Annotated in this window: 29 protein-coding genes and 1 pseudogene; 14 read left to right on the forward strand and 16 right to left on the reverse strand. The window is 64.6% G+C overall.

The window, feature by feature from the left end; all coding sequences use genetic code 11:
* Positions 1 to 4 precede the first annotated feature (4 nt).
* From V6U71_RS13120 to V6U71_RS13140, 5 genes are read right to left on the reverse strand one after another with little or no spacing between them, the layout of a single operon-like run.
* Entirely contained in the window at positions 5 to 295 is a 291-nt protein-coding gene (locus V6U71_RS13120; protein ID WP_411338876.1) for a hypothetical protein, read from the reverse strand.
* On the reverse strand, positions 292 to 2,823 hold the full coding sequence (locus V6U71_RS13125) for a cbb3-type cytochrome c oxidase subunit I (protein WP_411338877.1): 2,532 nt from the start codon (positions 2,821 to 2,823) through the stop codon (positions 292 to 294). Before V6U71_RS13125 ends, V6U71_RS13120 begins: the two co-directional genes overlap by 4 nt.
* Entirely contained in the window at positions 2,820 to 3,767 is a 948-nt protein-coding gene (gene coxB, locus V6U71_RS13130) for a cytochrome c oxidase subunit II (protein ID WP_187140418.1), read from the reverse strand. Before coxB ends, V6U71_RS13125 begins: the two co-directional genes overlap by 4 nt.
* On the reverse strand, positions 3,760 to 4,125 hold the full coding sequence (locus V6U71_RS13135) for a c-type cytochrome (RefSeq protein WP_411338878.1): 366 nt from the start codon (positions 4,123 to 4,125) through the stop codon (positions 3,760 to 3,762). The genes coxB and V6U71_RS13135 overlap by 8 nt, the downstream gene beginning before the upstream one ends.
* Positions 4,122 to 4,439, reverse strand: a complete 318-nt coding sequence (locus V6U71_RS13140) for a hypothetical protein (RefSeq protein ID WP_411342394.1) — start codon at positions 4,437 to 4,439, stop codon at positions 4,122 to 4,124. Before V6U71_RS13140 ends, V6U71_RS13135 begins: the two co-directional genes overlap by 4 nt.
* On the opposite strand from V6U71_RS13140, the pseudogene V6U71_RS13145 reads away from it, so the two are divergent.
* Positions 4,335 to 4,724: pseudogene (locus tag V6U71_RS13145) on the forward strand (c-type cytochrome); the annotation flags it as partial. The gene V6U71_RS13140 and the pseudogene V6U71_RS13145 sit on opposite strands and share 105 nt — an antisense overlap.
* Positions 4,725 to 4,746: 22 nt before the next feature.
* On the opposite strand, the gene V6U71_RS13150 reads toward V6U71_RS13145, so the two are convergent.
* Both V6U71_RS13150 and V6U71_RS13155 read right to left on the reverse strand, forming a co-directional pair.
* A complete protein-coding gene (locus V6U71_RS13150; RefSeq protein WP_411338879.1) occupies positions 4,747 to 5,409 on the reverse strand; it encodes a cytochrome b in 663 nt (220 codons plus the stop codon).
* Complete coding sequence (locus tag V6U71_RS13155; RefSeq protein WP_411338880.1) at positions 5,406 to 6,065, reverse strand: cytochrome c oxidase assembly protein; 660 nt, start codon at positions 6,063 to 6,065, stop codon at positions 5,406 to 5,408. The genes V6U71_RS13150 and V6U71_RS13155 overlap by 4 nt, the downstream gene beginning before the upstream one ends.
* A 134-nt stretch (positions 6,066 to 6,199) precedes the next feature.
* Here V6U71_RS13155 and V6U71_RS13160 point away from each other — a divergent pair, with 134 nt between their 5' ends.
* The 3 genes from V6U71_RS13160 to V6U71_RS13170 all read left to right on the forward strand — a co-directional run bounded on the left by V6U71_RS13160 (position 6,200) and on the right by V6U71_RS13170 (position 9,167).
* A complete protein-coding gene (locus V6U71_RS13160; RefSeq protein ID WP_411338881.1) occupies positions 6,200 to 6,658 on the forward strand; it encodes a DUF2231 domain-containing protein in 459 nt (152 codons plus the stop codon).
* Entirely contained in the window at positions 6,655 to 8,001 is a 1,347-nt protein-coding gene (locus tag V6U71_RS13165) for a PQQ-dependent sugar dehydrogenase (RefSeq protein ID WP_411338882.1), read from the forward strand. Before V6U71_RS13160 ends, V6U71_RS13165 begins: the two co-directional genes overlap by 4 nt.
* 152 nt (positions 8,002 to 8,153) lie before the next feature.
* Positions 8,154 to 9,167 carry a cation diffusion facilitator family transporter gene (locus tag V6U71_RS13170; RefSeq protein ID WP_235535732.1) on the forward strand — a complete coding sequence of 338 codons (1,014 nt, stop codon included), beginning with the start codon at positions 8,154 to 8,156 and terminating at the stop codon, positions 9,165 to 9,167.
* On the opposite strand, the gene V6U71_RS13175 is transcribed toward V6U71_RS13170, so the two are convergent.
* From V6U71_RS13175 to V6U71_RS13185, 3 genes are read right to left on the reverse strand one after another with little or no spacing between them, the layout of a single operon-like run.
* The gene (locus tag V6U71_RS13175) at positions 9,164 to 10,237 is read right to left on the reverse strand and encodes a sensor histidine kinase (RefSeq protein WP_411338883.1); all 1,074 of its coding nucleotides are present in this window, start codon (positions 10,235 to 10,237) and stop codon (positions 9,164 to 9,166) included. The two genes, V6U71_RS13170 and V6U71_RS13175, sit on opposite strands and share 4 nt — an antisense overlap.
* A complete protein-coding gene (locus tag V6U71_RS13180) occupies positions 10,234 to 10,680 on the reverse strand; it encodes a response regulator (RefSeq protein WP_411338884.1) in 447 nt (148 codons plus the stop codon). The genes V6U71_RS13175 and V6U71_RS13180 overlap by 4 nt, the downstream gene beginning before the upstream one ends.
* Positions 10,673 to 12,175 carry a sensor histidine kinase gene (locus tag V6U71_RS13185; protein WP_411338885.1) on the reverse strand — a complete coding sequence of 501 codons (1,503 nt, stop codon included), beginning with the start codon at positions 12,173 to 12,175 and terminating at the stop codon, positions 10,673 to 10,675. The genes V6U71_RS13180 and V6U71_RS13185 overlap by 8 nt, the downstream gene beginning before the upstream one ends.
* A gap of 275 nt (positions 12,176 to 12,450) precedes the next feature.
* Here V6U71_RS13185 and V6U71_RS13190 point away from each other — a divergent pair, with 275 nt between their 5' ends.
* Positions 12,451 to 12,789, forward strand: a complete 339-nt coding sequence (locus tag V6U71_RS13190; protein ID WP_411338886.1) for a response regulator — start codon at positions 12,451 to 12,453, stop codon at positions 12,787 to 12,789.
* Positions 12,790 to 12,808: 19 nt separating this feature from the next.
* Here the strand turns inward: V6U71_RS13190 and V6U71_RS13195 are convergent, their stop codons facing one another.
* A complete protein-coding gene (locus V6U71_RS13195) occupies positions 12,809 to 13,162 on the reverse strand; it encodes a hypothetical protein (protein ID WP_411338887.1) in 354 nt (117 codons plus the stop codon).
* Between the two features lie 29 nt (positions 13,163 to 13,191).
* Between V6U71_RS13195 and V6U71_RS13200 the strand changes: the two genes are divergently transcribed.
* Positions 13,192 to 13,407, forward strand: coding sequence for a DUF2945 domain-containing protein (locus V6U71_RS13200; RefSeq protein ID WP_411338888.1), 216 nt, complete (start codon positions 13,192 to 13,194; stop codon positions 13,405 to 13,407).
* A 68-nt stretch (positions 13,408 to 13,475) separates the two neighbouring features.
* On the opposite strand, the gene V6U71_RS13205 is transcribed toward V6U71_RS13200, so the two are convergent.
* The 5 genes from V6U71_RS13205 to V6U71_RS13225 form a co-directional block, all read right to left on the reverse strand.
* Positions 13,476 to 13,961 (reverse strand): CinA family protein, encoded by a 486-nt coding sequence (locus V6U71_RS13205; RefSeq protein ID WP_411338889.1) that lies wholly within the window; start codon positions 13,959 to 13,961, stop codon positions 13,476 to 13,478.
* A 1-nt stretch (position 13,962) separates the two neighbouring features.
* Positions 13,963 to 14,463, reverse strand: a complete 501-nt coding sequence (locus V6U71_RS13210; protein ID WP_411338890.1) for a hemerythrin domain-containing protein — start codon at positions 14,461 to 14,463, stop codon at positions 13,963 to 13,965.
* Between the two features lie 69 nt (positions 14,464 to 14,532).
* Positions 14,533 to 15,015 carry a DUF421 domain-containing protein gene (locus V6U71_RS13215; RefSeq protein WP_411338891.1) on the reverse strand — a complete coding sequence of 161 codons (483 nt, stop codon included), beginning with the start codon at positions 15,013 to 15,015 and terminating at the stop codon, positions 14,533 to 14,535.
* Positions 15,015 to 15,578: a hypothetical protein gene (locus V6U71_RS13220; RefSeq protein WP_411338892.1), complete on the reverse strand. Its 564-nt coding sequence runs from the start codon at positions 15,576 to 15,578 to the stop codon at positions 15,015 to 15,017. The genes V6U71_RS13215 and V6U71_RS13220 overlap by 1 nt, the downstream gene beginning before the upstream one ends.
* Positions 15,575 to 15,757: a DUF3606 domain-containing protein gene (locus tag V6U71_RS13225; RefSeq protein ID WP_411338893.1), complete on the reverse strand. Its 183-nt coding sequence runs from the start codon at positions 15,755 to 15,757 to the stop codon at positions 15,575 to 15,577. Before V6U71_RS13225 ends, V6U71_RS13220 begins: the two co-directional genes overlap by 4 nt.
* Positions 15,758 to 15,816: 59 nt before the next feature.
* Here V6U71_RS13225 and V6U71_RS13230 point away from each other — a divergent pair, with 59 nt between their 5' ends.
* The 8 genes from V6U71_RS13230 to V6U71_RS13265 all read left to right on the forward strand — a co-directional run bounded on the left by V6U71_RS13230 (position 15,817) and on the right by V6U71_RS13265 (position 21,093).
* A complete protein-coding gene (locus V6U71_RS13230) occupies positions 15,817 to 16,194 on the forward strand; it encodes a hypothetical protein (RefSeq protein ID WP_411338894.1) in 378 nt (125 codons plus the stop codon).
* A 146-nt stretch (positions 16,195 to 16,340) separates the two neighbouring features.
* Entirely contained in the window at positions 16,341 to 17,993 is a 1,653-nt protein-coding gene (locus tag V6U71_RS13235; RefSeq protein ID WP_411338895.1) for an FAD/NAD(P)-binding protein, read from the forward strand.
* Positions 17,990 to 18,529: a DUF1543 domain-containing protein gene (locus V6U71_RS13240; protein WP_411338896.1), complete on the forward strand. Its 540-nt coding sequence runs from the start codon at positions 17,990 to 17,992 to the stop codon at positions 18,527 to 18,529. Before V6U71_RS13235 ends, V6U71_RS13240 begins: the two co-directional genes overlap by 4 nt.
* A gap of 91 nt (positions 18,530 to 18,620) precedes the next feature.
* Entirely contained in the window at positions 18,621 to 19,052 is a 432-nt protein-coding gene (locus V6U71_RS13245) for a pyridoxamine 5'-phosphate oxidase family protein (protein WP_056350245.1), read from the forward strand.
* A 114-nt stretch (positions 19,053 to 19,166) separates the two neighbouring features.
* Positions 19,167 to 19,649: a GFA family protein gene (locus V6U71_RS13250; protein ID WP_411338897.1), complete on the forward strand. Its 483-nt coding sequence runs from the start codon at positions 19,167 to 19,169 to the stop codon at positions 19,647 to 19,649.
* 7 nt (positions 19,650 to 19,656) lie between these two features.
* Entirely contained in the window at positions 19,657 to 20,199 is a 543-nt protein-coding gene (locus V6U71_RS13255; RefSeq protein WP_411338898.1) for a PRC-barrel domain containing protein, read from the forward strand.
* Positions 20,200 to 20,226: 27 nt separating this feature from the next.
* A complete protein-coding gene (locus V6U71_RS13260) occupies positions 20,227 to 20,601 on the forward strand; it encodes an alpha/beta fold hydrolase (RefSeq protein WP_411338899.1) in 375 nt (124 codons plus the stop codon).
* Between the two features lie 144 nt (positions 20,602 to 20,745).
* Positions 20,746 to 21,093 (forward strand): alpha/beta fold hydrolase, encoded by a 348-nt coding sequence (locus V6U71_RS13265; RefSeq protein ID WP_411338900.1) that lies wholly within the window; start codon positions 20,746 to 20,748, stop codon positions 21,091 to 21,093.
* The last annotated feature ends 100 nt before the right edge of the window (positions 21,094 to 21,193 follow it).

The raw sequence follows: 21,193 nt of genomic DNA on the forward strand, positions 1-21,193 counted from the left end.
CGTCCTATCGATCAACGAGCAGGACCGGCAAATATTGAAAGACGATTCCGAGCCCGCCGAACGCCAGCGCCAGCATCGCCGCACGCCGTCGCCACCAGGCGAAGGGATCGCCGGGAGCTTCACGCGAAACCGCGACGAACATCCATACCGCACCGCCGAGAATGGCCAAGGTACAAAGCGATGCCGCGAGGCGTACGCCGGACCCGCTGCCCCCGAACTCGGCGAGGAGGTAGAGAAGGAAGAAATGCACGGCCCACAGGACGAGACCGCCCATCATGATGAACCAGCTCTTCATCCGCCAGCGCCGACCAGTCGCGAGACGAGTGCGCCCGTCACCCCCTGTGCCGCGGTGTAGACGAGAAAGAGCATCGCGAGGTCGATGCTGTTGTTCCTAGGCTGCGGGACAAGGCCCCGCACAGCACGCGCCGCGCAGTAAAGCGCCATCAAGATTGCAATCGCCGCTGCGCATGCCTGAAGGGCCAGCAGCGCATAGACGACAGCCCCCTGCCCGCTCGCGGTGGGACCAAGTTCGCTACTCGACCAACTCACGTAATCCATGCCAAGCGCCGCACTCGAAACCGCCGCGGACAAAAGAAGCGCGAATACCGACCAGAAGGGCGAGCGTCGAAGGCATGCGCGTGCCGTGAGCGCGAGACCGATTGCGACAGCGTAGAGCCCTAGGATCGATATCGCCTCACCGAGGGGCGGCGGCGGCCGCCAGAAGCCCGGCTGGTTCGAGGACAGGAAGGCAAGGCTGAACAGCGCCATGAGAAAGACCATGCCCATCACGACCAGCAGGATGACCATCGCCCACCAGCCATGGCTCGACGGCCCGGTAACATAGGTCGGGACGCGGATGTCGGCGCCAATGTCGACGCCCTCGATTTCGACCGGCCGGTCGGTTTCCCAAAGCCATCGCAGCACCGAAATCACCGCGAGCACGCCGCTCACCCATGCGAAGAGATAGGCCTGCACCGTCAGCGCGAGGAAGAAGCCCGCGGTAAAGATCGCGGCGGCGAACGGCCAAGGGGAGGGCCCCGGCATGATCTGAAGATATTGCGGCTCGGCGAGCAGCGGGCTGGTGACGATTGTCTCGCGACGGCCCGTCGCCGAGCGCGGCAGGAAATAGCGCCCCTTCTCGACCTCATGCGCGAGCGCCGGATCGTCCCACAAGGGCTCGCGGCTCGTCACGACCGGGATCGAGCGTGTCGAATAAAGTTCGCTCGGCAACCATTCGAGCGTGCCGCCGCCGTAGACGTTTCCGGCATTGCCCTCGCCCGGCGCGAGCCGGAAATTACGCGCCAGGTCGACAAGGAAGAGGAGCACACCGAGCCCAAGCATGAACGCGCCGACCGTCGAGACCAGATTAGGCAGCTCAAGGCCCTGCCCCGGCAGATAGGTGTAGACTCGCCGCGGCATGCCCTGCAGCCCCGCCAGATGCATCGGCAGGAAGGCGACATTCATGCCGGTGAACATGAGGCCGAACACCCATTTGGCGAGCCGCTCCGACAGCGCTCGGCGGCTCACCATGGGAATCCAGTAATAGAAGGCCGCAATTAGCGGAAAGACCATGCCGCCGATCAGGACATAATGGAGGTGCGCGACGATGAAATAGCTGTCGTGCGCCTGCCAGTCGAAGGGCACCATCGCCACCATCACACCGGTGAGACCCCCGGTCACGAAAATGACGATGCTCCCCATTACGAAAAGGCCGGGTGCATTGAACTTCGGCTTGCCGATCGCGAGCGTCGCAATCCACGAGAAGACCTGGATGCCCGCCGGCACGCTGACCGCCATCGAAGCGGCGGAGAAGAACCCGGTCGTCATCGGCGGCATGCCGGTCGTGAACATGTGATGCGCCCACACGCCGAAACTGATGAAGCCCGTCGCGATCATCGCAAGGACGATGAGCCGGTAGCCGACGAGCCTCTCGCCCGCGACGGTCGCGACGATCATGCTCATCATCCCGGCGGCGGGCAGGAAGATGATATAGACCTCGGGGTGGCCGAAAAACCAGAAGAGATGCTGCCAGAGCAAGGGGTCTCCGCCGCGCGTCGCGTCGAAGAAGGGCCAGCCGAACGCGCGCTCGATCTCGAGCAGCAAGGTGCCGAGAATGATGCTCGGAAAGGCGATCACGATCATCACTGCGAAGACGAGCATCGCCCAGGCGAAGATCGGCATCCTGTCGAGGCGCATGCCCGGCGCGCGCGTCCGCAGCACGCCGACGATGATCTCGATCGCCCCCGCGATCGCGCTGATCTCGATGAAGCCGATGCCGAGCAGCCAGAAGTCGGTGTTGATTCCCGGCGAATAGGCCTTGGACGTCAGCGGCGGATACATGAACCAGCCGCCGTCGGGCGCGAGCCCGACGAAGATCGAGGCGAAAAAACAAAGTCCGCCGACGGCATAGGCCCAGAAGGCATAGGCGGACAGCCGCGGGAACGGCAGATCGCGCGCCGCGAGCATCTGCGGGAGCAGGAGCACGCCTGCCGCCTCGACCGCGGGCACCGCGAAGAGGAACATCATCACCGTGCCGTGCATGGTGAAGACCTGATTATAGGTGCCCTGCGGCAGGATCTCGAGCATCGGCGCGGCGAGTTGCGCACGCATGAGCAGCGCGAGCACCCCCGCCATCAGGAAAAAGAGAAAGGCGGTTCCGAGATAATAGATGCCGATATAATTATTGTTGACCGCGAACAGATATTCCCAGCCCTTGGGCTTGCACCAGATACGACGGAGGTCCTCCTCCTCTTCTTTCGGCCGCTCGTGCCGAGTCGGGAAACGCTCATAAAGCGCGGGATCGAACCCCGTTTCCGATCTCATTTGAGCGAGACCAGATAGGCGGTGAGCGCCTGCAGTTCCTCGCCGCTGAACTGGTGATAGGCGGGCATACGGTTCGCGGGCTTGATCGCCTGGCTGTCGGCGACCCAGCCCGCCATCGTCCCCGGATTATTGGGCAATATGCCCGCGCCCAGCGTCCTGCGCGAACCGACATGCGTCAGATCGGGGCCGGCCAGTCCACGCGCCGGCGTGCCGCGGATCGTGTGACAGGCGGCGCAGCCGCTCGAGAGAAAAAGTGCAAGCCCCTCGCCGCCGGCGCCTTGCGACGGGAGCCGCGAAGCCTGCCACCGCGCAAAGTCCGCCGGGGTGTGGGCCACCACCACAAACCCCATCAGCGCGTGCGGGCCGCCGCAATATTCGGCGCATTGCCCCTTGTAGATACCCGGCGCATCGGCCTCGATCAGCAGGCGATTGGTGCGCCCCGGGATCATGTCCATCTTGCCGCCAAGCCGCGGCACCCAGAAGCTATGGATGACGTCGGCCGCCTCGAGTTCGAGCAGGACGGGCTGTCCTATCGGAATGTGGAGTTCGTTCGCATCGCGCAGCGTCTCGCGGCCTTGTCCGTCCTGATAATGGACGCGCCACCACCACATCTCGCCGATGACCTTGACGCGCATGGCGCCTTCGGAAACGCGCGCCGCCGAAAGCGAACTGGTGAGCATGAGGCCCCACACGAGCAGACCCGTGAGCACGACCGAGGGAAACGCAAATCCCAGAATCCAGATCGCCTTCTCGCCGCCGAGCCGGGTCTTGAGCCGAGGCGATCCGCGCAGCGCGATCCAGAGTGCGCCAAGCACGATCGCCAATATCACGGTTCCGCCAGCAAGCAGCACCCAGGCAAGCAGGGTCACGGGCTCCGAATAGGGGCCGGCAGGATCGAGCACGGCGGGCGGCCAGCCTTCCGAAGGCAGCGTTCGCTCAGTCATCGAGGCTCAGCAGCCAGGCGGCGATATCGTCGGCTTCGGCTTTTTTCATCGGTATCGCGGGCATTGCGGTCCCCGGCGCCATCGCCGGCGCGTCGGTGACGAAGGCGGCAAGCAGCGGCGCGCGATTGGGCAGTTCGCCCGCGATCAGCGGGCGCGCGCCGAAGCCCGCGAGCGGGGGGCCCACGCGCCCTTTCGGCCAGGCGATCCCGGGCATGGCATGGCAGGCGCCGCAACCGAGCCGCGCCGCCGCATCGCGCCCGCGCGCGATGGCGGCGGGGTCTGCGGGTGCCGTTTCAACCGGGGCGGGCGCGCAGGCGCCGAGCAGCATCAAGACCGAAATCGCAGCGCCCCCTTTCATAGCCGTTCACCGTCCTCGTTTCGCTTTGGGAACCACCTCGCGCGGCCATTGGTTCCCGAAGCGTGCGCAAAGCCTCCCTCCTCCTCCTGTTCCTCCTGTCCGCATGCCAAGCGCCCGCGCCGCCCGATCGCTTCCGCGCGACGGGCGAGACGATCGCGATGAGCGGCGGCGATGCGGGCGCCGAAGCGGCCTGCTTCACCTGTCACGGGCTGCAGGGCGAAGGCGACGGGCGCGACGCGCCGCGCCTCGCCGGACTCGACGCGGGCTATCTCCATCGGCAGCTCGACGATTATGCAAATGGTCGCCGCGAGCATGCCGCGATGCGCGCAATCGCCCGCAAACTCGGCGACGGCGACCGATCGAAAGTGTCGGCATTCTACGCGGCGATCCAGCCCGCGGCGTGGCCAGTCGAAGCCGGCAATCCGGCGGGTGCGCGCATCTACGACGAGGGCGATCCCGCGCGGGGACTGCCGTCCTGCGCCTCGTGCCACGGTGTGGGCGGCGTGGGCGATGCCGCTAATCCGCCGCTGGCCGGTCAGCCCGCCGCCTATATCTCAGGTCAGCTTCGCGCGTGGCGCGAAGCGAAGCGCAATAATGACCCGCTAGGCGAGATGCGCCGCGTCAGCCGCCTGCTCTCGGACGCCGAGCTTGCGGCGGTGTCGCGTCATGCAGCGTCCTTTCCGCCCCATCCTCCGGAAGCTCGGGCAACATCCCCCGCAGCACGTCGTGCCGATCCCAGAAATGATGTTTCAGAGCCGCGCCGACGTGCAGCGGGATCATCGCGACGAGGAGTATGATCAGGAGCGCATGGATTCCCTCCGCCCAGTCGAGGATCCACCACTGAATACCCCTCTCCAGACTGTCGAACGGCATGTGCGGCCAGGGAAGGATTCCCGCCACCTCGAGCGGCTCGCCGCCGACCACCGACCACATTGCCCATCCCGAGAGCGGCAGACCGAAAAAGCAGACGTAAAAGAGTATGTGCGTCACATAGGCTGCGACCGTCTGCCAGCCCAGCCGGTCGGCATCGTTGATGGGACCCGGCACGATCATCCGCCAGATCGCGCGCAGCGCAGCAAGCACAAGCATCAGCAGGCCGAGTTCGGCGTGAACCCGAAACGCCTCCAACTTGTCGCCACCCGCGTCGATGCGGCTCATGCGCCAGCCCCAGCCGAGCTGGAATAGGATGAGCGCGGCCATCGTCCAGTGGAATAGCTGCCCGACGGGCGAGTAGCGGCGGTCGGCGGCATAGCGCGCCGCCCACGCCTGGATCGCCTCGATCATGCTGCCACCGGGGGCGGCGCGCCGAGGAGGCGCCACCCGGTCCAGAGCGCCGCGCCGAGATAAAGAGCCGCGGCAGGAGCCCACATAATGAGGCCCGCCAGTTGCTGATCTTCGAGCGGCGCCAGCCCCCAAGCTATCGTCGTCGCGAGATGGGGCGCATAGAGGGGCGTGCCCGCGAAGGTAATGAGCGCCCCGAGCAGCCCCATCTGCACCATCATGGCAAACAGCAGGCCGATCGCGAGCGGCGGCGACGACGAGCGGAGCGAAGCCCAGAAGCCGAACGCGGTCGCGAGCAGCGAAAGCTGCATCAACCAGAAAGCGCCGTCGCTCGCCAACGCGAGGGTATAGGGCGGCGGCGCGTGCCAGATCCAGAATGCGAGAATGTGCCCGGCCGCCCATAGCGGCGCACCGCCGCGCGGCCGAAACCGCGGCAGGCCGAGCGCAAACAGCGGAGCCGCAACCGCGGTCAGGATGATATGGTGCGCGACGCGCACCGAGAAGAGCGCCGACGACAGGGCGCATAGCGGCGACACGAACAGAAGGGCGATCAGCGCGAACCCGGCCCAGAAGGGACCGCGCGCTTTCCATCGCCACGCCATCAGCGCCGCGGCGCCCAGCGCCGCGAGCAGCCCGGGATCGAGATTCCAGCGCAGCATCCAGTCAGCCGGGATCGGCGCGGGACCACAATAAGGAATCGAGGACGGATCCATCCAATTGCCAACGTCGCGCCCGGCGCGCGGGTTCCGGGAAACTATTGGGCGGTCGGCGCATTATCCAGACGGGGGCCTGCATGGAGATCAATATGGCAACGGCCCCATCGCCTTTCACCGACCCGCCCTATCGCCGACACGCGCCCCATCCGCTGCACGCCATTCTCCTCGCCTTTCCGGTCGCCCTGTTCAGCAGCGCGCTCCTTTCCGACATCACCTATCTCAACAGCGCCGAGATGCAGTGGAGCAATTTCTCGGCCTGGTTGATCACGGGCGGGCTGATATTCGGGGCTCCGGTGCTCCTGTGGTCTGCCATAGCATTTGTCCGAGGCCGAAAGCAGCCAAAGCGCGGGCCTGCCACCGCCTATTTTCTGCTGATCCTCGTTATGTGGATCGCGGGCCTCGTGAACGCCTTCAAGCATAGCCAGGATGCCTGGAGTTCGGTCGGCACGGCCGGCGCGACCCTCTCGGCCCTATCCACAGTTGCAGCGATTGCCGCCGCCTGGCTTCTCCACGCAGCGAAGGAGCCCCGCGCATGAACCGGCAGACCTCGCTTGGCCTCGTCGCTGCGGCGGCGCTAGCGGCCGCGCTCGCCGGCTGCGGCAAAGGCGATGAAAAACTCGACCAGACGGGCGCCAGCCCGAGCCTGCCGAATATCGACGAGACGCTCGTCCCACCGATGAAAATCGCCAAGCCTGCAGGATGGAACGGCGAGCTTCCGACCGTTCCAGCCGGTTTCAAGATCGTGCCGGTCGCCACCGACCTCAAGATTCCGCGGCAGATCCTCATCCTCCCCAATGGCGACATTCTCGTCGCCGAAGGGTCGGGCGGCCATGCACCGAAGCTCCGCCCGAAGGATGTGATCGCGGGCTATATCAAGAGCCTTGGAAAATCCTCGGTGAAGGGCGGCGACCGCGTCACCTTGCTTCGCGACGCGAACGGCGACGGCAAACCCGAACTTCGCACCAGCTTCATCGAGGATCTCGATGCGCCCTATGGCCTCGCGCTCGTCGGGAACGACCTTTATGTCGCCAACCAGGGTGCGCTGCTGCGCTTCGCGTACACGCCGGGCGCGACGCGCATCGCTGGCAAGGGCGAGGAAGTGACCAAGCTCCCGGCAGCGGTCAATCATCACTGGACGAAATCGCTCGCCGCGAGCGCGGACGGGTCGAAGCTTTATGTCGGCATCGGCTCGAACAGCAATATCGGCGAGCGGGGAATGAGCATCGAGGAGGATCGCGCCGTCATTTGGGAGGTCGATGCCGCCACCGGCGCGAGCCGCATTCTCGTCTCGGGCATCCGCAACCCGACCGCCCTCGCCTTCGAGCCATCGTCGAACGCCCTCTGGGCGGTGGTGAACGAACGCGACGAGCTTGGCGCCGAGCTCGTACCCGATTATCTGACCTCGGTGCGCGAGGGCGCTTTCTACGGCTGGCCCTACAGCTATTGGGGACGCCATCCCGATCCGCGCGTTCATCCACAAAAGCCCGAGCTCGTCAGGACCGCAGTCACTCCCGATTATGCGCTCGGTTCGCACGTCGCGCCGCTCGGGCTGAGCTTTGCGACCGAAGGCGGGCTCCCGGGCTATGAGACGGGCGCCTTCGTTGGAGAGCATGGCAGCTGGAACCGCCAGACTCTCGCGGGCTACAAGGTCAGCTTCATCCCCTTCGCCAACGGACGTCCTGCCGGCAAGCCGAAGGATTTCGTGACCGGCTTCATCAAGGACGGCAAAGCGCGCGGTCGCCCGGTCGGCGTCACCTGGGACCCGGCGCGCGGCGCGCTCTGGATCGCCGACGATCTCTCTCACACGGTGTGGCGCGTCACCGGACCCCGCGCGCTCGCGATGGGATCACCGGTCGCTGCTGCAGCCAGCAAAAGATAATCAGGCGGAGCCGCCCGGCTTGGGACATAGCGACGCCTCTCGGGAACGTGCCGCCCCGCCGGGCGTAGCTGACCCATGACGCGTCCCATCCCCTGTCTATCGATATCGAGAGCCATCGCGGCCCCTTGGGCCGCGATGGCGAAGGTAGCTCGGTGATAGACCAGTCTGATACGGGCAAGCCGCGCTCGAGGGCGCATCATATCAGGGCGAACATCGTGCTTTACGGTGCGCTCTTTGCCAATCTCGGCATCGCCGTCGCCAAATTTGTCGCCGCGGCGATCAGTGGTTCCTCGTCGATGCTATCGGAAGGGGTCCATTCGCTCGTCGACAGCGGCAATCAGATGCTGCTCCTCTACGGCCAGGCGAAGGCAAAGCGGCCGCCCGACAATCGTCACCCCTTCGGCTACGGCCGCGAACTTTATTTCTGGGCGTTCGTCGTCGCAATCCTCATCTTTGCTGTCGGAGCCGGCATTTCCATCTACGAAGGCTGGATTCACTACCGGGATCCCGAGCCGCTTCGCGATCCGACGATCAACTATGTGGTGCTCGCCATCGCCTTCCTGCTCGAGGGTGCGTCGTGGACGATCGCGGTGCGCGAGTTCAACGCCGGGCGGCGCGGGCTCGGCTGGTGGACGGCGGTGCGGCGGTCGAAGGATCCCGCAGGTTTCATCGTCCTGTTCGAAGACAGCGCCGCGCTCGCCGGCCTCGCCATCGCCGCCGGCGGCATATGGCTGAGCCATGCGACAGGGGATCCGCGGATCGACGGCATCGCCTCGATGGCGATCGGCGCAATCCTAGCGGCGGTCGCGATCCTTCTAGCCCGCGAAGCGAAGGAGCTGTTGATTGGCGAGGCTGCGGACCCCGAACTGATCGCGCGTATCTGGACCATCGTCGAACGGCGCCGCGAAATTACCGCCGTCAATCATGTGCGCACGATCCACACCGCACCCAATTCGATCTTCGTCGCGGTAAGCGCCGACTTCGAGGATCGTCTCGCCATGGGTGAGGCCGAGACGTTGATCGAGGCGATCGAGGCCGAGCTCAAGGCTGCGTCGAGCGATATCAGCTCGATCTACATCCGCCCCGAAAAGCAGTCCGATGCGCTCGTCCAGCCTCGCCCGTCGGCGGCGGCCGAACCCGCGCGGCAGCCGCGCGGCGCAAACTAGGCTTTGAGCTCGCCCGGTCGCAACTGGATCCTGATGAGCGCGCTCGTGCCCGGCATATCGCGCGAAGCATCGACCGCGCCGTAAGAGACAGCCGCCTTGTGGGTCCGCGCCAACGCTTCGATGAGGCGCGTTCCGAGACCCGTGCCGCGCGCCGTTCCGTCGGACGGCATCCCTGCCCCGTCGTCGACAACCGCGAGTTCGAGCAATGTCTCGTCGGCCCGGCGAAGCGATATCCGAATCTCGCCATCATGGCTGTCGCCATAGGCATATTTGCACGCGTTGCTCACCCATTCGTTGGCGATCATGCCGAGCGCCACGGCCTTGTCGGTGGCCACACGCATGGGCTCGACGTCGGCGATGACACGCCGCGCGGCGACCCCCGTCGACCAGGTTGCCGAAAGATCCTCGGCAAGGCCGCCCAGATAGTCGTCCATCGCCACATATTCGACGTCGTCTGTGGTGTAGAGGCGCCGGTTGACTTGCGCGACCGTCGCGATCCGTTGCTGCGTCTTCTGCAGCGCTTCGCGGGCCGCGGGATCGGCGATCGTCTTCGATTGGAGGGCGACGAAAGACATCACCATCTGGAGATTGTTCGCGACGCGGTGGTTCACTTCCTTGAGCAGCGCTTCCAGCCGCGCATTGGTCGCGCGCAGCTCGCTCTCCACCTCGGCGCGCGCGCGCCGAAGCTGGGCACGCTCGAGCACCTGTTCGAAGCTCGAGGCCAAAAGATCGAAGAAATCCTCGCCGACCGACTTTACCACATAATCGTCGGCACCCGACTTCAACGCCGCCACGGCGATGCGGCTCTCCTCGGAGCCCGTCACATAGACGACGGGCGGGCATTCGCGCAGGGCGCGAAGCGCCTCGAGCGTGGCAAGCCCGTCCTGCCCGGGCATATAGTGATCGACGGCAACGAGATCGAAGGCAGTGACCTTCGCCATGTCGACGCCCTCGCCGCCGCTTGCCGCGAGGCTGACTTCATAACCTTTCCGGCCAAGCGCGCGCGCCGCAAGCCGCCGCATGCCGTCGTCGTCATCGATATAGAGAATGTGGGCCAGGGCGGGTCTCAAACCGGGTCGGGATCGGGGACCTGGATCACCGACAGGAAGAGGCCGAGCTGGCGAATGGCGTCGGCGAAATTCTCATAGTTCACCGGCTTGGTGATATAGACGTTGCAGCCGAGGTCGTAGCAGCGCTGGATCTCGATCTTGTCGTCGGTGGTCGTGAGCACGACGACGGGCGTGCGTCGCAGCGGACTGCTGTCGGCCTTCAGCCTGGCGAGAATGTCGGTCCCGCTCATGTCGGGCAGATTGAGGTCGAGCAGCACGAGCGCCGGCCCGTTGCGCACCGGGCCCTCCGCCGCATCGTACAGGAACTCGAGAGCCGAGGTGCCGTCGAGAAAATGATGGATCTTGTTGGAAATGCCGGCGCGCCGGATATTCTTCTCGATGAGGCGCGCATGCCCCTCGTCGTCCTCAATCATCACGATGTTGACGGGCAGTTGGTCAGGCATCTTCTTCTCCGTTTTGCCACACGAGGGGCAGGATCAGCCGAAAGGTGGAACCCGTGCCGAGTTCGGACTGGATTTCGATATTACCGCCGAGGCGATAGGCAAGCGCGCGGGCGTGGGCAAGGCCGATCCCCTCGCCCTGCTGGTCCTGGACACCGGACCTCCGGAAGAGGTCGAACACGCGTTCATGATCGCGCGGCTCGATGCCCCGACCATTGTCGGCGACCGAGACCCACGCGCGCCCGAGATCCGTTCCGCCGTCGACCCGGATGATACCGGCCCGCCCCGGCTGCAAATATTTGAGGGCATTCTCGATGAGGTTCGAGAGGATCTGCTCGACCGCGACCCGGTCGTTGATCACGGTCGGCAGGTCTGACACCTCGACCGTCGTACCGGTCTCGTCGATGCGGTGCTGCAGGCTGCCGACGATCGCGCCTACGACGTCGCCGAGCGCAAGCGTTTCGGGTGCGAGCGTACGGCGTCCCTGGCGCGAGAGATTGAGGATCGCGTTGATCAGCCGGTCCATCTTCTGCGTCGACGTACGGATGAAGCCGATCGATTCCGGCAGATCTTCCTCGATCGCGAGCCGCGTCGCGGCGTCGGGCGCCTTCCAGCCCTGCGCATCGCCCTGTTCGAGATAGCCCGAGATCGCCTTGCGCGCGGTCTCGAGTTCGGCCGTGAAACCCATCACATTGACCAGGGGCGAACGCAGATCGTGCGACACGATATAGGCGAAGCGCTGGATTTCGGCATTGGCGCGCTTGAGCTCGCCCGTCCGCGCATCGACCAGTTCCTCGAGCCCTTCGTTGAGGCGGCGCAGTTCCGCCCGCGAGGCCCTGAGCTCGACGAGATTGTTACGGACGAGGAGCAATGTCGCGGCGGCGACAACCAGCAGGAGAATGCCGGTGCCGATCAGCGTCAGGGTGAACAGCGATTGCGTGCGCTGCTGCCGCGCTTCGCGATCCTTGAGGAGGGCGAGTTCGCCCTCGAGCATCGTCTCGACGAGCGCGCGCGCGGCACGCACCTCGAGCACCCCCTTGTCGTTCGCGAAGTCACCGATCAGTGCCGCGCGGTCTGCGCCGCGGAGGCCGAGTGTCGCCCGGTAATGGCGGCCATAGGCGTCGAGATGCGCGCGGAGCCTGGCGGCGCGGCCGCGCTGGTTCGGATTGTCGCTGATCAGCGCCTCGAGCGATGCGAGCTGGGCGCGCGACCGGCCCTCTGCTTCATCCATGATCGTCGCGAACGCCGGGTTCTGCGTAAGGATTAGCCCGCGGCGCGCCGTCTCCATCCGTTCGGTCGCGCTTGCGAAGGCCCCGAGATTGGCTTCGACCGCGAGCGTATGCGCGACCATGCGGGCGTCGGCCTCATTCTGGCGTTGCACATAAAATGCTGTCGATGCCGCAGCGAGGAGCGTAACAAATCCGATCGTCAGGAGAAGGATGATGAGGCGACTCGCCCGCGTGTCGCGGCCGAGCGACGAGATCCTGGCCGATTCCATCGATATGCCCCTCGGCCCGGTCGAACAATTTGTGCCGTGCATGCACTGCCATGCCCTTCGTGGCAAGCAGCCTTGCTAGCCCTATCAGCCGAGATTGCAGGCGGTCTGGGCGGCGATTAACATGGATCAATATGATTTTGGATGAGGGGCGCCGATGCTCAGGCGTAGGCGCGGCACCGGGAGGACATTCACTCGGATGCCGCCGTAAGTCGAGCTTCGTGAGCGCGCCACGAGCGCCTCGCAGATAATGCAGGGAAAATATGCCCAAAAGGATATTGGTCGTCGAAGATGATCCACTTGTCGCCATGATGCTCGAAGATGCGCTGGGCGCGCTGGGGCATGATATTGTCGGGGACGCCGGCGATATCGCATCGGCGCTCAGACATATCGCGACAGGCGAATTCGATGCCGCGATTGTGGACGTCTATCTCGAATCCGGCTTGCCTTGCGATGCGGTAGCCGAGGCTCTCGCGGCACGCTCGATCCCTTTCCTTGTCGCGACGGGCGGTTTTGTCGGTCAGCCAGGCTCCTGCTGGAACGATCGGCCGATCCTTGCGAAGCCTTTCACCGTCGACAGCCTCGAAGCCGCGCTAGCCAGCCTCGCACAACAATAAAGCGAGCGCGCGCCGCCGATCAGAGTCCGGCTTTCTCAAGGGCGGCGGCGACCTCATGGTCGAGCCCATCCGACCCTTTTGGAGACATGCGGTTGAGCAATGTCTGTATCCGCTTCTGGGCGACCTGCAGGGCCTTGTGGCGTACCTCGCGTTCGCGGTTCGTCCGCCAGGATCGGCTCTCACCAAGCAGCGCGGCCCATTTCGCCTCTTCAGCGGTAAGGACGGCGAGGGCAAGCCGCAGACCGTCGCGCCGACCGCGCGCGTGATCGTCATTCATCGCAGCCTCCCCACCGTATTCGGCAATCGCATCGAAAGAGCCTGCGACAGATGTCTTCCTGCTCGCCGCTCCAAGCGAGGAACCTTTCACGCGCACGCGGACTGTTTCTTAAAAGGAGAGCGATCATGAAAGACGAACCCGAGAACGGCGATGAGGTGACCTGGAAGAGCCACGGCGGACGCGCCGAGGACAAGGTCGTGAAAAAAGTGACGAAAGCGATGGACATCAAGGGTCATCATGTCGCGGCATCGCCGAAAAACCCCGAATATCTGGTCGAAACGGCCGAAGGCAAGCGAGCGGCCCACAAGGCCGGCGCCTTGAAAAGAAAAGAGCCGCGTTAAGGACAGCTGCCGAACTCGGCCGAACTCCGGCCTCCGGTCCCGCCTGCCGAAGCGCCCGCGATCCTCGTTCACGAGGCCGCATCGATCATGATCTGGAGTGCTGCGGCGACCGCCTGATCGAGAACATTGCGGCGGCCGATATCGCCGAAATGAAAATCCTCGACGTGTACGGCGTCGGCACTGGCCACACCGATGTAGACCAGACCGACTTCCTCACGACCTTCGCGAGGCCCGCAAAACCCCGTGATCGCAACGGCGATTTCGGCGCAGCTCTTGCCGAGGGCGCCCGTCGCCATCGCGGCCGCGACCTCGGGATTGACGGCCCCGCCCCGTTCGGCGTCTTTCCGAAGGACACCGAGCATCTCGCATTTGGCGTCGATCGAATAAGCGACGAAGCCGCGCTCGAGATGGGCTCCGAGCGCGGCATCGGCTGCGAGAACCGCTGAGAGCTGACCGCCGGTGCAGCTTTCGGCTGTCACGAAACGCAGCGTCTTTCCGGCCAGATGCCGGGCCAGCTTGCGCGTCCGCTGTTCGATCAGCGTTGCAGCGCTCACCCTACATCGTGGCGAGTTCGGCGGGGGGAAGACCCGCGGTCTCGGCCTGACGCTTCAGTTCCTCTTTCCGGGCAAGCATCCTTTCGCCGAGTGCGTCGAGGTCGACGTCGGCGGCACGCGCCTGCTGGAACATATTGTCGTGCTGCTTTTCCTCTTCCTTCACATGATGCTTGATCTCTTCCGACAGCACCGTGACCTTCGCCTCGAAAAATTCGTCGTCGGGTCGCGAGGCGACGATATCGTTGATCAGGATCTTGGCGCCATCATGCTCGACATAGGCTTCCTTGAGGAGATCGTCGTTGATCTTTCCCTTGAGCGCCGGATAGAAGACCTCCTCCTCGATCTGCGCATGGATTTTGAGCTCGGTGCAGATCCGGTCTGCGATCTTCGCCTTGCGGTCGGTGCCGCTCGCCTTCTCGAATTCCTCGAACAGGGCTTCGACGGCACGGTGATCGGCCGCGAGGATATGGGTGGCGTCGGTGTCGACTTCGGTCGGTTTCATGGCAGTCTCCATCGTCATGCCCCGCGCTTGTTCAGCGCGCGGCGAGCCCGAAAGTTGCGCTCGATCCTCTCAAACCGCGCCGTCGTCGGCATCGCGCTGGCGCGACGCGCCTTCGGACCGCTTGATGAAGCTGATCTTGCCCTGCGGCTCGAGGATCGCCCATTCCACGTCGGAAATGTGGGCAATGCCCGCGAGCCGCATCTCGGACTCGATCTCGTCGGCAGTGAGCCGGTCGCGGTGAAGATTGTCGCGGATGATCTCGCCCTGCTTCACCACGACGCGCGGATGGCCTTCGAGCAGATTCTTGAGCCGCGGAAAGAGATAGGTCGCCCAGCTCAGCGTGAGCGCCCAGAAGGCGAAGGTCACGATCGCGAGCAACGCGCCGGTCAGGCTGAAATCATTATGGGTGACGCCCTGCTGGATGAGGTCGCCCATCACTACGAGCAGAACCAGCTCGAAGGGCGTCATCTGCCCCAGTTCGCGTTTCCCCAGGAGCCGGAGGAGCGCATAGAGCAGGAAAAACATCGCACTCGCGCGAAGGACGATATCCATCAGGGCAGGACCTTGATCTCTAGCGGCATGCTCCCGAGCCGCTGCTCGCCGTCGAACAGCGCAATCTCGCCCTTGGTTCCTGCGAAGAGCGGCGGGTTGATCTGGCCATCGATCTTCACGACGAGCGTCTCGCCCGCGCGAAGCTCCCCATAGGAGAAACGATAGGCGCCGTCCTTGTAGCTTTCCTCGGCGGCGGCGGGGAGCATCGTGTTGATCGTCATGTCGGTCCAGAGCGACGGGGAGACCGCAAGCACCGCATCGGAAACATCGCGGATCGCCTCGACACGAATGCGGGTTTCGAAAAACTCGCCGTTGCGAATGACCGAGGGCGTCTTCACCTCGAGCCGCGCTGCTCCAAAATCCTCGACGCGCAGCGGACTCGGCTGGCCACCGACGAGGCCCGATAGCGCGACGGCGACGATGGCAGCGAGCAGGACGAAGGAAACGGGGCTCGCGTGGCGGTGCCAGCGCTGCCCGGCGATCATCTTCTCGCTGATTCCGTCCGGGCGACGGCTGTTCGCTGCAGCCGCGTTGCCGCCCGTCCCCTCGGGGCCCGCCGTCAAGCGAGGGGCTCCGGCCACGGCCGCGCGAGATAGGTACGAACCGCATCGGCGCGATCGCCGACTGCCGCGACCGCGATCAATATTTCGGACTGGCTGGCGCCCAATATGCGCGCCCAGGCGAGCATCGCCCCGGGCGCGCTTCGATCGATGCGATCATATTTGAACTGTTGGTGGATCACGCCCATCTCCCGTCGATTATGACGGGCGAACGCCTGCAGGGTTCAAAAGTTGCGGTTCGGTGACGATCGCCGAAGGGCGTTCGCAGGAGTCAGGGCAATGGACAAGCCTCGCCGTCGTCACTCCTTCACGCGCGCCGCGAAACGCCGCGATGCGGCCAAAGTTGCGCACGGCGATGAAGATAAATCCGGGCGAACGAACGCAACTTTCGCCCGCGTCCAAGGGTTTCTCGGACCAGAACCCACAGCCAATGGAGAGTATCATGAGCGTCAAGGGACAGATCAAGGAAGCTGCCGGCTATGTGAAGGAAGAAGCCTTCGAAAACGGCGACAGCCCCGAGGCCAAGCGCAAGGCGCAGGAAGGCCGCGACCTTCGCAACGAAGGCCGCATCGAAGACGGCAAGCCGCCGAAGACGGGTACTCCCGGCACCGAAAACTAATCCTCCCGCCAAGTCGATGGCCCCCTTCGGGTCCGCGCATGCGGACCCTTTTTTTTTGGCTGGGCGCCCCGGAGCAGCTGAGGAGAATTCGCATTGACCCAGAGCAAGTCGGCCGAACTTCTGCGCGCCCGGAGCATTGTCGCAACATGACACCCCGCATAGCCTTTGTCGGAGCCGGCCCGACCACGCTCTACACGCTGCATGCGCTTCTCTCCCACAACCCCTCGCCCTTCCGTCTTGCCGTGTATGAAGCGCAGGCGTGCGCGGGGCGCGGAACGCCCTATCGGCCCGGCTGGAACGACCCCGCCATGCTGGCGAATATCGCCAGCATCGAAATCCCGCCGCTTGCCGAGACGCTGTGCGACTGGCTGATACGTCAGCCGCCGGAGCGCCTCGCCGATCTCGGCATCGATCCCGATGCGATCGGCGAACGGACCTTCTATCCGCGCGTCGCGCTCGGCGAATATTTCCGCGACCAGTTCGACGCCGTTATCGACATGGCGCGCGCGCGCGGTATCGAGGTCGAGCTGCGAACGCGATGCCGCGTCGAGGACGCGGTCAGCACGTCGGGCGCGATGATACTCAAGGTTCGTATGAGGTCGGGCGAACTCGCCGACGAGGCTTTCGATCATGTCGTCCTCGCGACGGGTCACCAATGGCCCGCCGAGCCCGAGGTTCGGCCGGGCTATTTCCTCAGCCCCTGGCCCGCTTCGGCACTGGCCACGGTCCCGGCCTGCGATATCGGCATTCGCGGCAGCTCGCTCACGGCCATCGATGCCTGTATCGCGCTCGCCAACATCCATGGCTCGTTTGACGAAACCCGGGACGGCGAGACGCATTATCGTCCGGCATCCGCCACTGATGCATTCCACATGACGATGATGTCGAGGAAGGGTCTGCTCCCCGAAGCCGATTTCTATGCGCCGCTTCCCTATGAGCCGCTCGCCATCTGTACCGAGGAAGCGATTACGCGTCTCGTCGCGAGCGAAGAAGACCAGCTGCTCGATGCCGCCTTCGCACTGTTCAAGGCGGAGCTTGCCGCTGCCGATCCCCCTTACGCAGCGGACATCGGCCTGGAGGACCTCGACCTCGAGGGCTTCTGCGAGGCCTATTTTGCGCGGCGCGCAGCGAGCGCCCCATTCGCGTGGGCCGAGGCCAATCTCGCCGAAGCGCAGCACGACTATGCCGCAAGGCACACCGTCGCCTGGCGTTACGCGATCCTGCGCATGCACGAAACTCTCGCGCTTCTCGTGCCATATCTGGAGGGTACGGACTACCGCCGCTTCGTGCGCCACTTCAAGCCGGTGTTCGTCGACGATTATGCCACCGTTCCCCACAAATCGATCCGGCGGCTGATCGCGCTCCATCGCGCCGGGAAGCTCGATGTCACGGCGATCGGCGACGACTACCGCATCGACACGAGCGGCGACGAGGCCGGCGCGTCCCTGATCCTGGGCGGCAAGCAGCGGCATTTTGAGGTGTTTATCGAGGCGATGGGCCAGCGCCCGCTCGGCGCCGCAGCCTTTCCATTCCCCTCGCTGCGGCAACAGGGCATCGTGCGCGATGCAGCGCCTGGTGCCGGCAAGGCGGAGGCGCGGGGCATCGCGATCGACGATGCCTTCCACCCGATTGCAGACGATATCCCGGAATCCCGCCTCTTCTGCCTCAGCCTGCCCTTCCTGCTCGGCCGCCACCCTTTCATCCAGGGAATAACAAGCTCGCACGAAATGGGCCTGGTTGTCGGAGAACAGCTTGCAGGCGCGATCGGCCAGGCGAATGCCGAGGAGAAGGCCGCGTGAAGCTCTTCGCCATTTATGTCGGCGGCGAGATGGCCGGCGCCAATATCGAGCTGCACGACATGCGCTTCGTCGCCGCGCCCACGATCACCGACACTTATGATGCGCTCCGCCGCCAATGGTGGGGCACGCCGGGCAGCTTCCATATCGACTGCTGGGCCGAGATCGATCACGCCGATGGCTATGACATAGTATTGAAGACCGCGCCCTTCGAGGGTCCCGAACGGCTCTATTATGTCAATCTAGGCGGCTATATCCGGGGCGAATTTCTCGAGCGCCACCGCAATCTTTTCATCGTCGCGGACACGCTCGCGCGCGCGAAGTCGCGCGCGCTCGCATCGGTGCGGCAGTGGGTGCAGCCGCACCGCGACGAGATGTATGAGGCCGAGCAGGCCTTTGCGCTCGACGCGGTCGCCGCCGAAGCCCGGCTCCACATCCATCTCCTGCCCGCCCCGCGGCGCGAGCTCGCGATCACCTGCGAATATCGCCCGATCCGCGCGCCGCGCCGGCAAAGCCGGACCGCCGCGACCGGTCCCTGACCCAAGCCGCGAGGCGCAGCCCCCCTCCGCAACTCCCGCCTTCGCGGCGCATTGACGCAGATACAGACGCTCCAGACAAAAGGCTCCTCCCATGACCATGACGATCGAACAGCTTTCCGAGAAGATGAAGGATATCGACTTCGCGATGCTCGCGACGCACACGGCGGGCGGCGCCATCGGGTCGCGGCCGATGAGCAACAATCGCGAGGTCGATTATGACGGCGATGCCTGGTTCTTCACCGACGAGACGTCCCTCATGGTCGCCGATATCGCGGCCAACCCGAACGTCAATCTGAGCTATCAGGGCAAATCGGGCCTGCTCGGCATGCGGCCCTTCTTCCTCGCCGTCGAGGGTCACGCAACGCTCATCCGCGACAAGGCCGCATTCGCCGAACATTGGACGAAAGGACTCGAACGCTGGTGGCCCGACGGTATCGAGACGCCCGGGATCGTCCTCATCAAGGTCTCGGGCACCCGCGCGCATTATTGGGACGGGGAGGATGAGGGCGAAGTTCAGCTCTGACAAGGAAAGACATCCCGCCACGGTTCCCGGTCGGTGAAGGACAAAGAGAAGCCACCACCCCATCGGTCTGCCATTACCCTCTCCGATACCCGCGCCGCGAGAAAGGCGAGCTCCATGCCGAAAGCTTCCGACAGCGACAATGCAAGCGCCGGAGAGGTTGCGCTCGATGGGGGCTGCGCTTGCGGCGCGGTTCGGTACCGCCTTGAGGAAAAGCCATATGATAGCGGCTGGTGTCACTGCCGTGTCTGTCAGCATGTCTCGGGGTCGGGCGGCATGGTCTTTACGACGGTCCATCTCGACCGGTACCGCATCGTTGCGGGCGAAGAGCATATAGGACGCTTCGCATCGACCAGCTTCGGCACGCGCAGCTTCTGCCGGACGTGCGGCTCGCCGCTAGCGATCCATGTGCGCCACCAGGCCGATGAGATCGATATTGCGGCGGGGACGCTGGACGATCCCGAAGAGATTGCACCAGCCTTCCACCTTTATACCGCCGAGGCGCCGAGCTGGATGCCGATGATGGCGTTCCTTCCGCGCTACAAGGCGCTGCGACCGAAGACGCGCGGGCTCGACGAGGGGGTCACGGAGGCGGGCTGAGGCGTAGATGAAGACCGCGCCCCAAGAGCCGCACGGGGCAAAATCGCAACCGCTTTTGCAGCGGGGCGTTTCCAGGTCAGATCATGACGATTTCGAGTTCCGCCGCGTCGAACCGAAGCTCGATCCGCTACTGAAAGGACAAGACATGCGCATCCTCATCCTCAGTGCCGGCGCCGCACTTTTTCTCGCCGCTTGCGACAGCAAGCAGGAAGCTGCGGAGGACAGGATGGAACGTGCAGCCGAGACCAGTGCGACGGTCGCCGGCCCCCTCCCTGCGGCGCTCGGCCTCAGTGAGGCACAACTCCTCGATGCCGATATTGTCGGCGCGGACGGGAAGGATCTCGGAGACGTATCGCAGGTGCTACGCGGCGCCGACGAAAAGGTGGACCGTCTCCTCGTCGAGCTCGATGGCGTCGGTCCCGACCGCTATGTTCATGTACCGGTGCAGGGCCTCAAACCTATCGTACGTGGCGACGACACCGATCTTCAGACGAGCATGACCAAGGCCGACCTCGATGCGCTGCCCGAAGTGAAACTGCCAGCCCCTTGAGATCTTGACGCGCGAGGAGCATCGACTGTGAACGGAGAAACTCTCCATCGGCGGATCGATGTCGGCGGAGTTGATATCTTTTACAGGGAGGCGGGACCGCCCGACGCTCCGGTCCTGCTGCTGCCGCATGGCTATCCTTGTTCGTCGTTCGAGTTTCGCAATCTCCTGCCGCGGCTTGGCGATCGGTGGCGGCTGCTCGCACCCGATTATCCGGGCATGGGCTACAGCGATACGCCCGAGCATTTCGACTATAGCTTCGACGGCTATGCGCAGCTTCTCGACGGGTTCGTGCGTGCGCTCGGCGTCGAGCGCTTTGTGCTCTATCTTCACGATTTCGGATCGCCGATCGGCGCACGTCTCGCGATCATGCGGCCTGAACGCATCCTCGCGCAGATCATTTAGAATGGGGACATTCCCTATGAGGATGCGCTGGGCGACAAATATACCGAGATAGAGAAGAGCTGGTCGCTTCCCGCACCCGAGATAAGCGCCGAGATCGGCAAGGCAATCAGCGAGGATGTTTTTCGAGAGGAGTTTCTGAACGACGTGCGGCCCGATCTCGTGCCGCGCATTCCGCCGGACCTCTGGAAGCTGCACTGGTCACTGATCAACCCGCGGCGCCGCGAGATCGCGATCGACCTTATCGCCGGCCTCAAGGCCAATCGCTCGTGGTTCGGCGCGCATCGACGCTATCTGCGCGAGCACCACCCTCCGACGCTCATCGTCTGGGGTCCGCAGGATTTCTATATGCCCGAGAAGTCTGCGCGCGCCTATTTGCGCGATCTCCCTGGGGCCGAGCTGCATATGCTAGACGGCGGCCATTGGCTTCTCGAAACCAACCTCGACGAGGCTGTCCCGCTGATCAGGGACTTTCTCGATCGGACGCTGTGCTGAGAAGCGACGCCGAACCGCGTTCCCTTGCCTTATCCCCGCGGCGCCAACTGCCAGCAGCCTGAACGGGCCACCGCAACGATAAAGGGCGCCGGAACCGGCG

The sequence above is a fragment of the Sphingopyxis sp. J-6 genome (genome assembly GCF_046603995.1).
GTDB lineage: Bacteria > Pseudomonadota > Alphaproteobacteria > Sphingomonadales > Sphingomonadaceae > Sphingopyxis.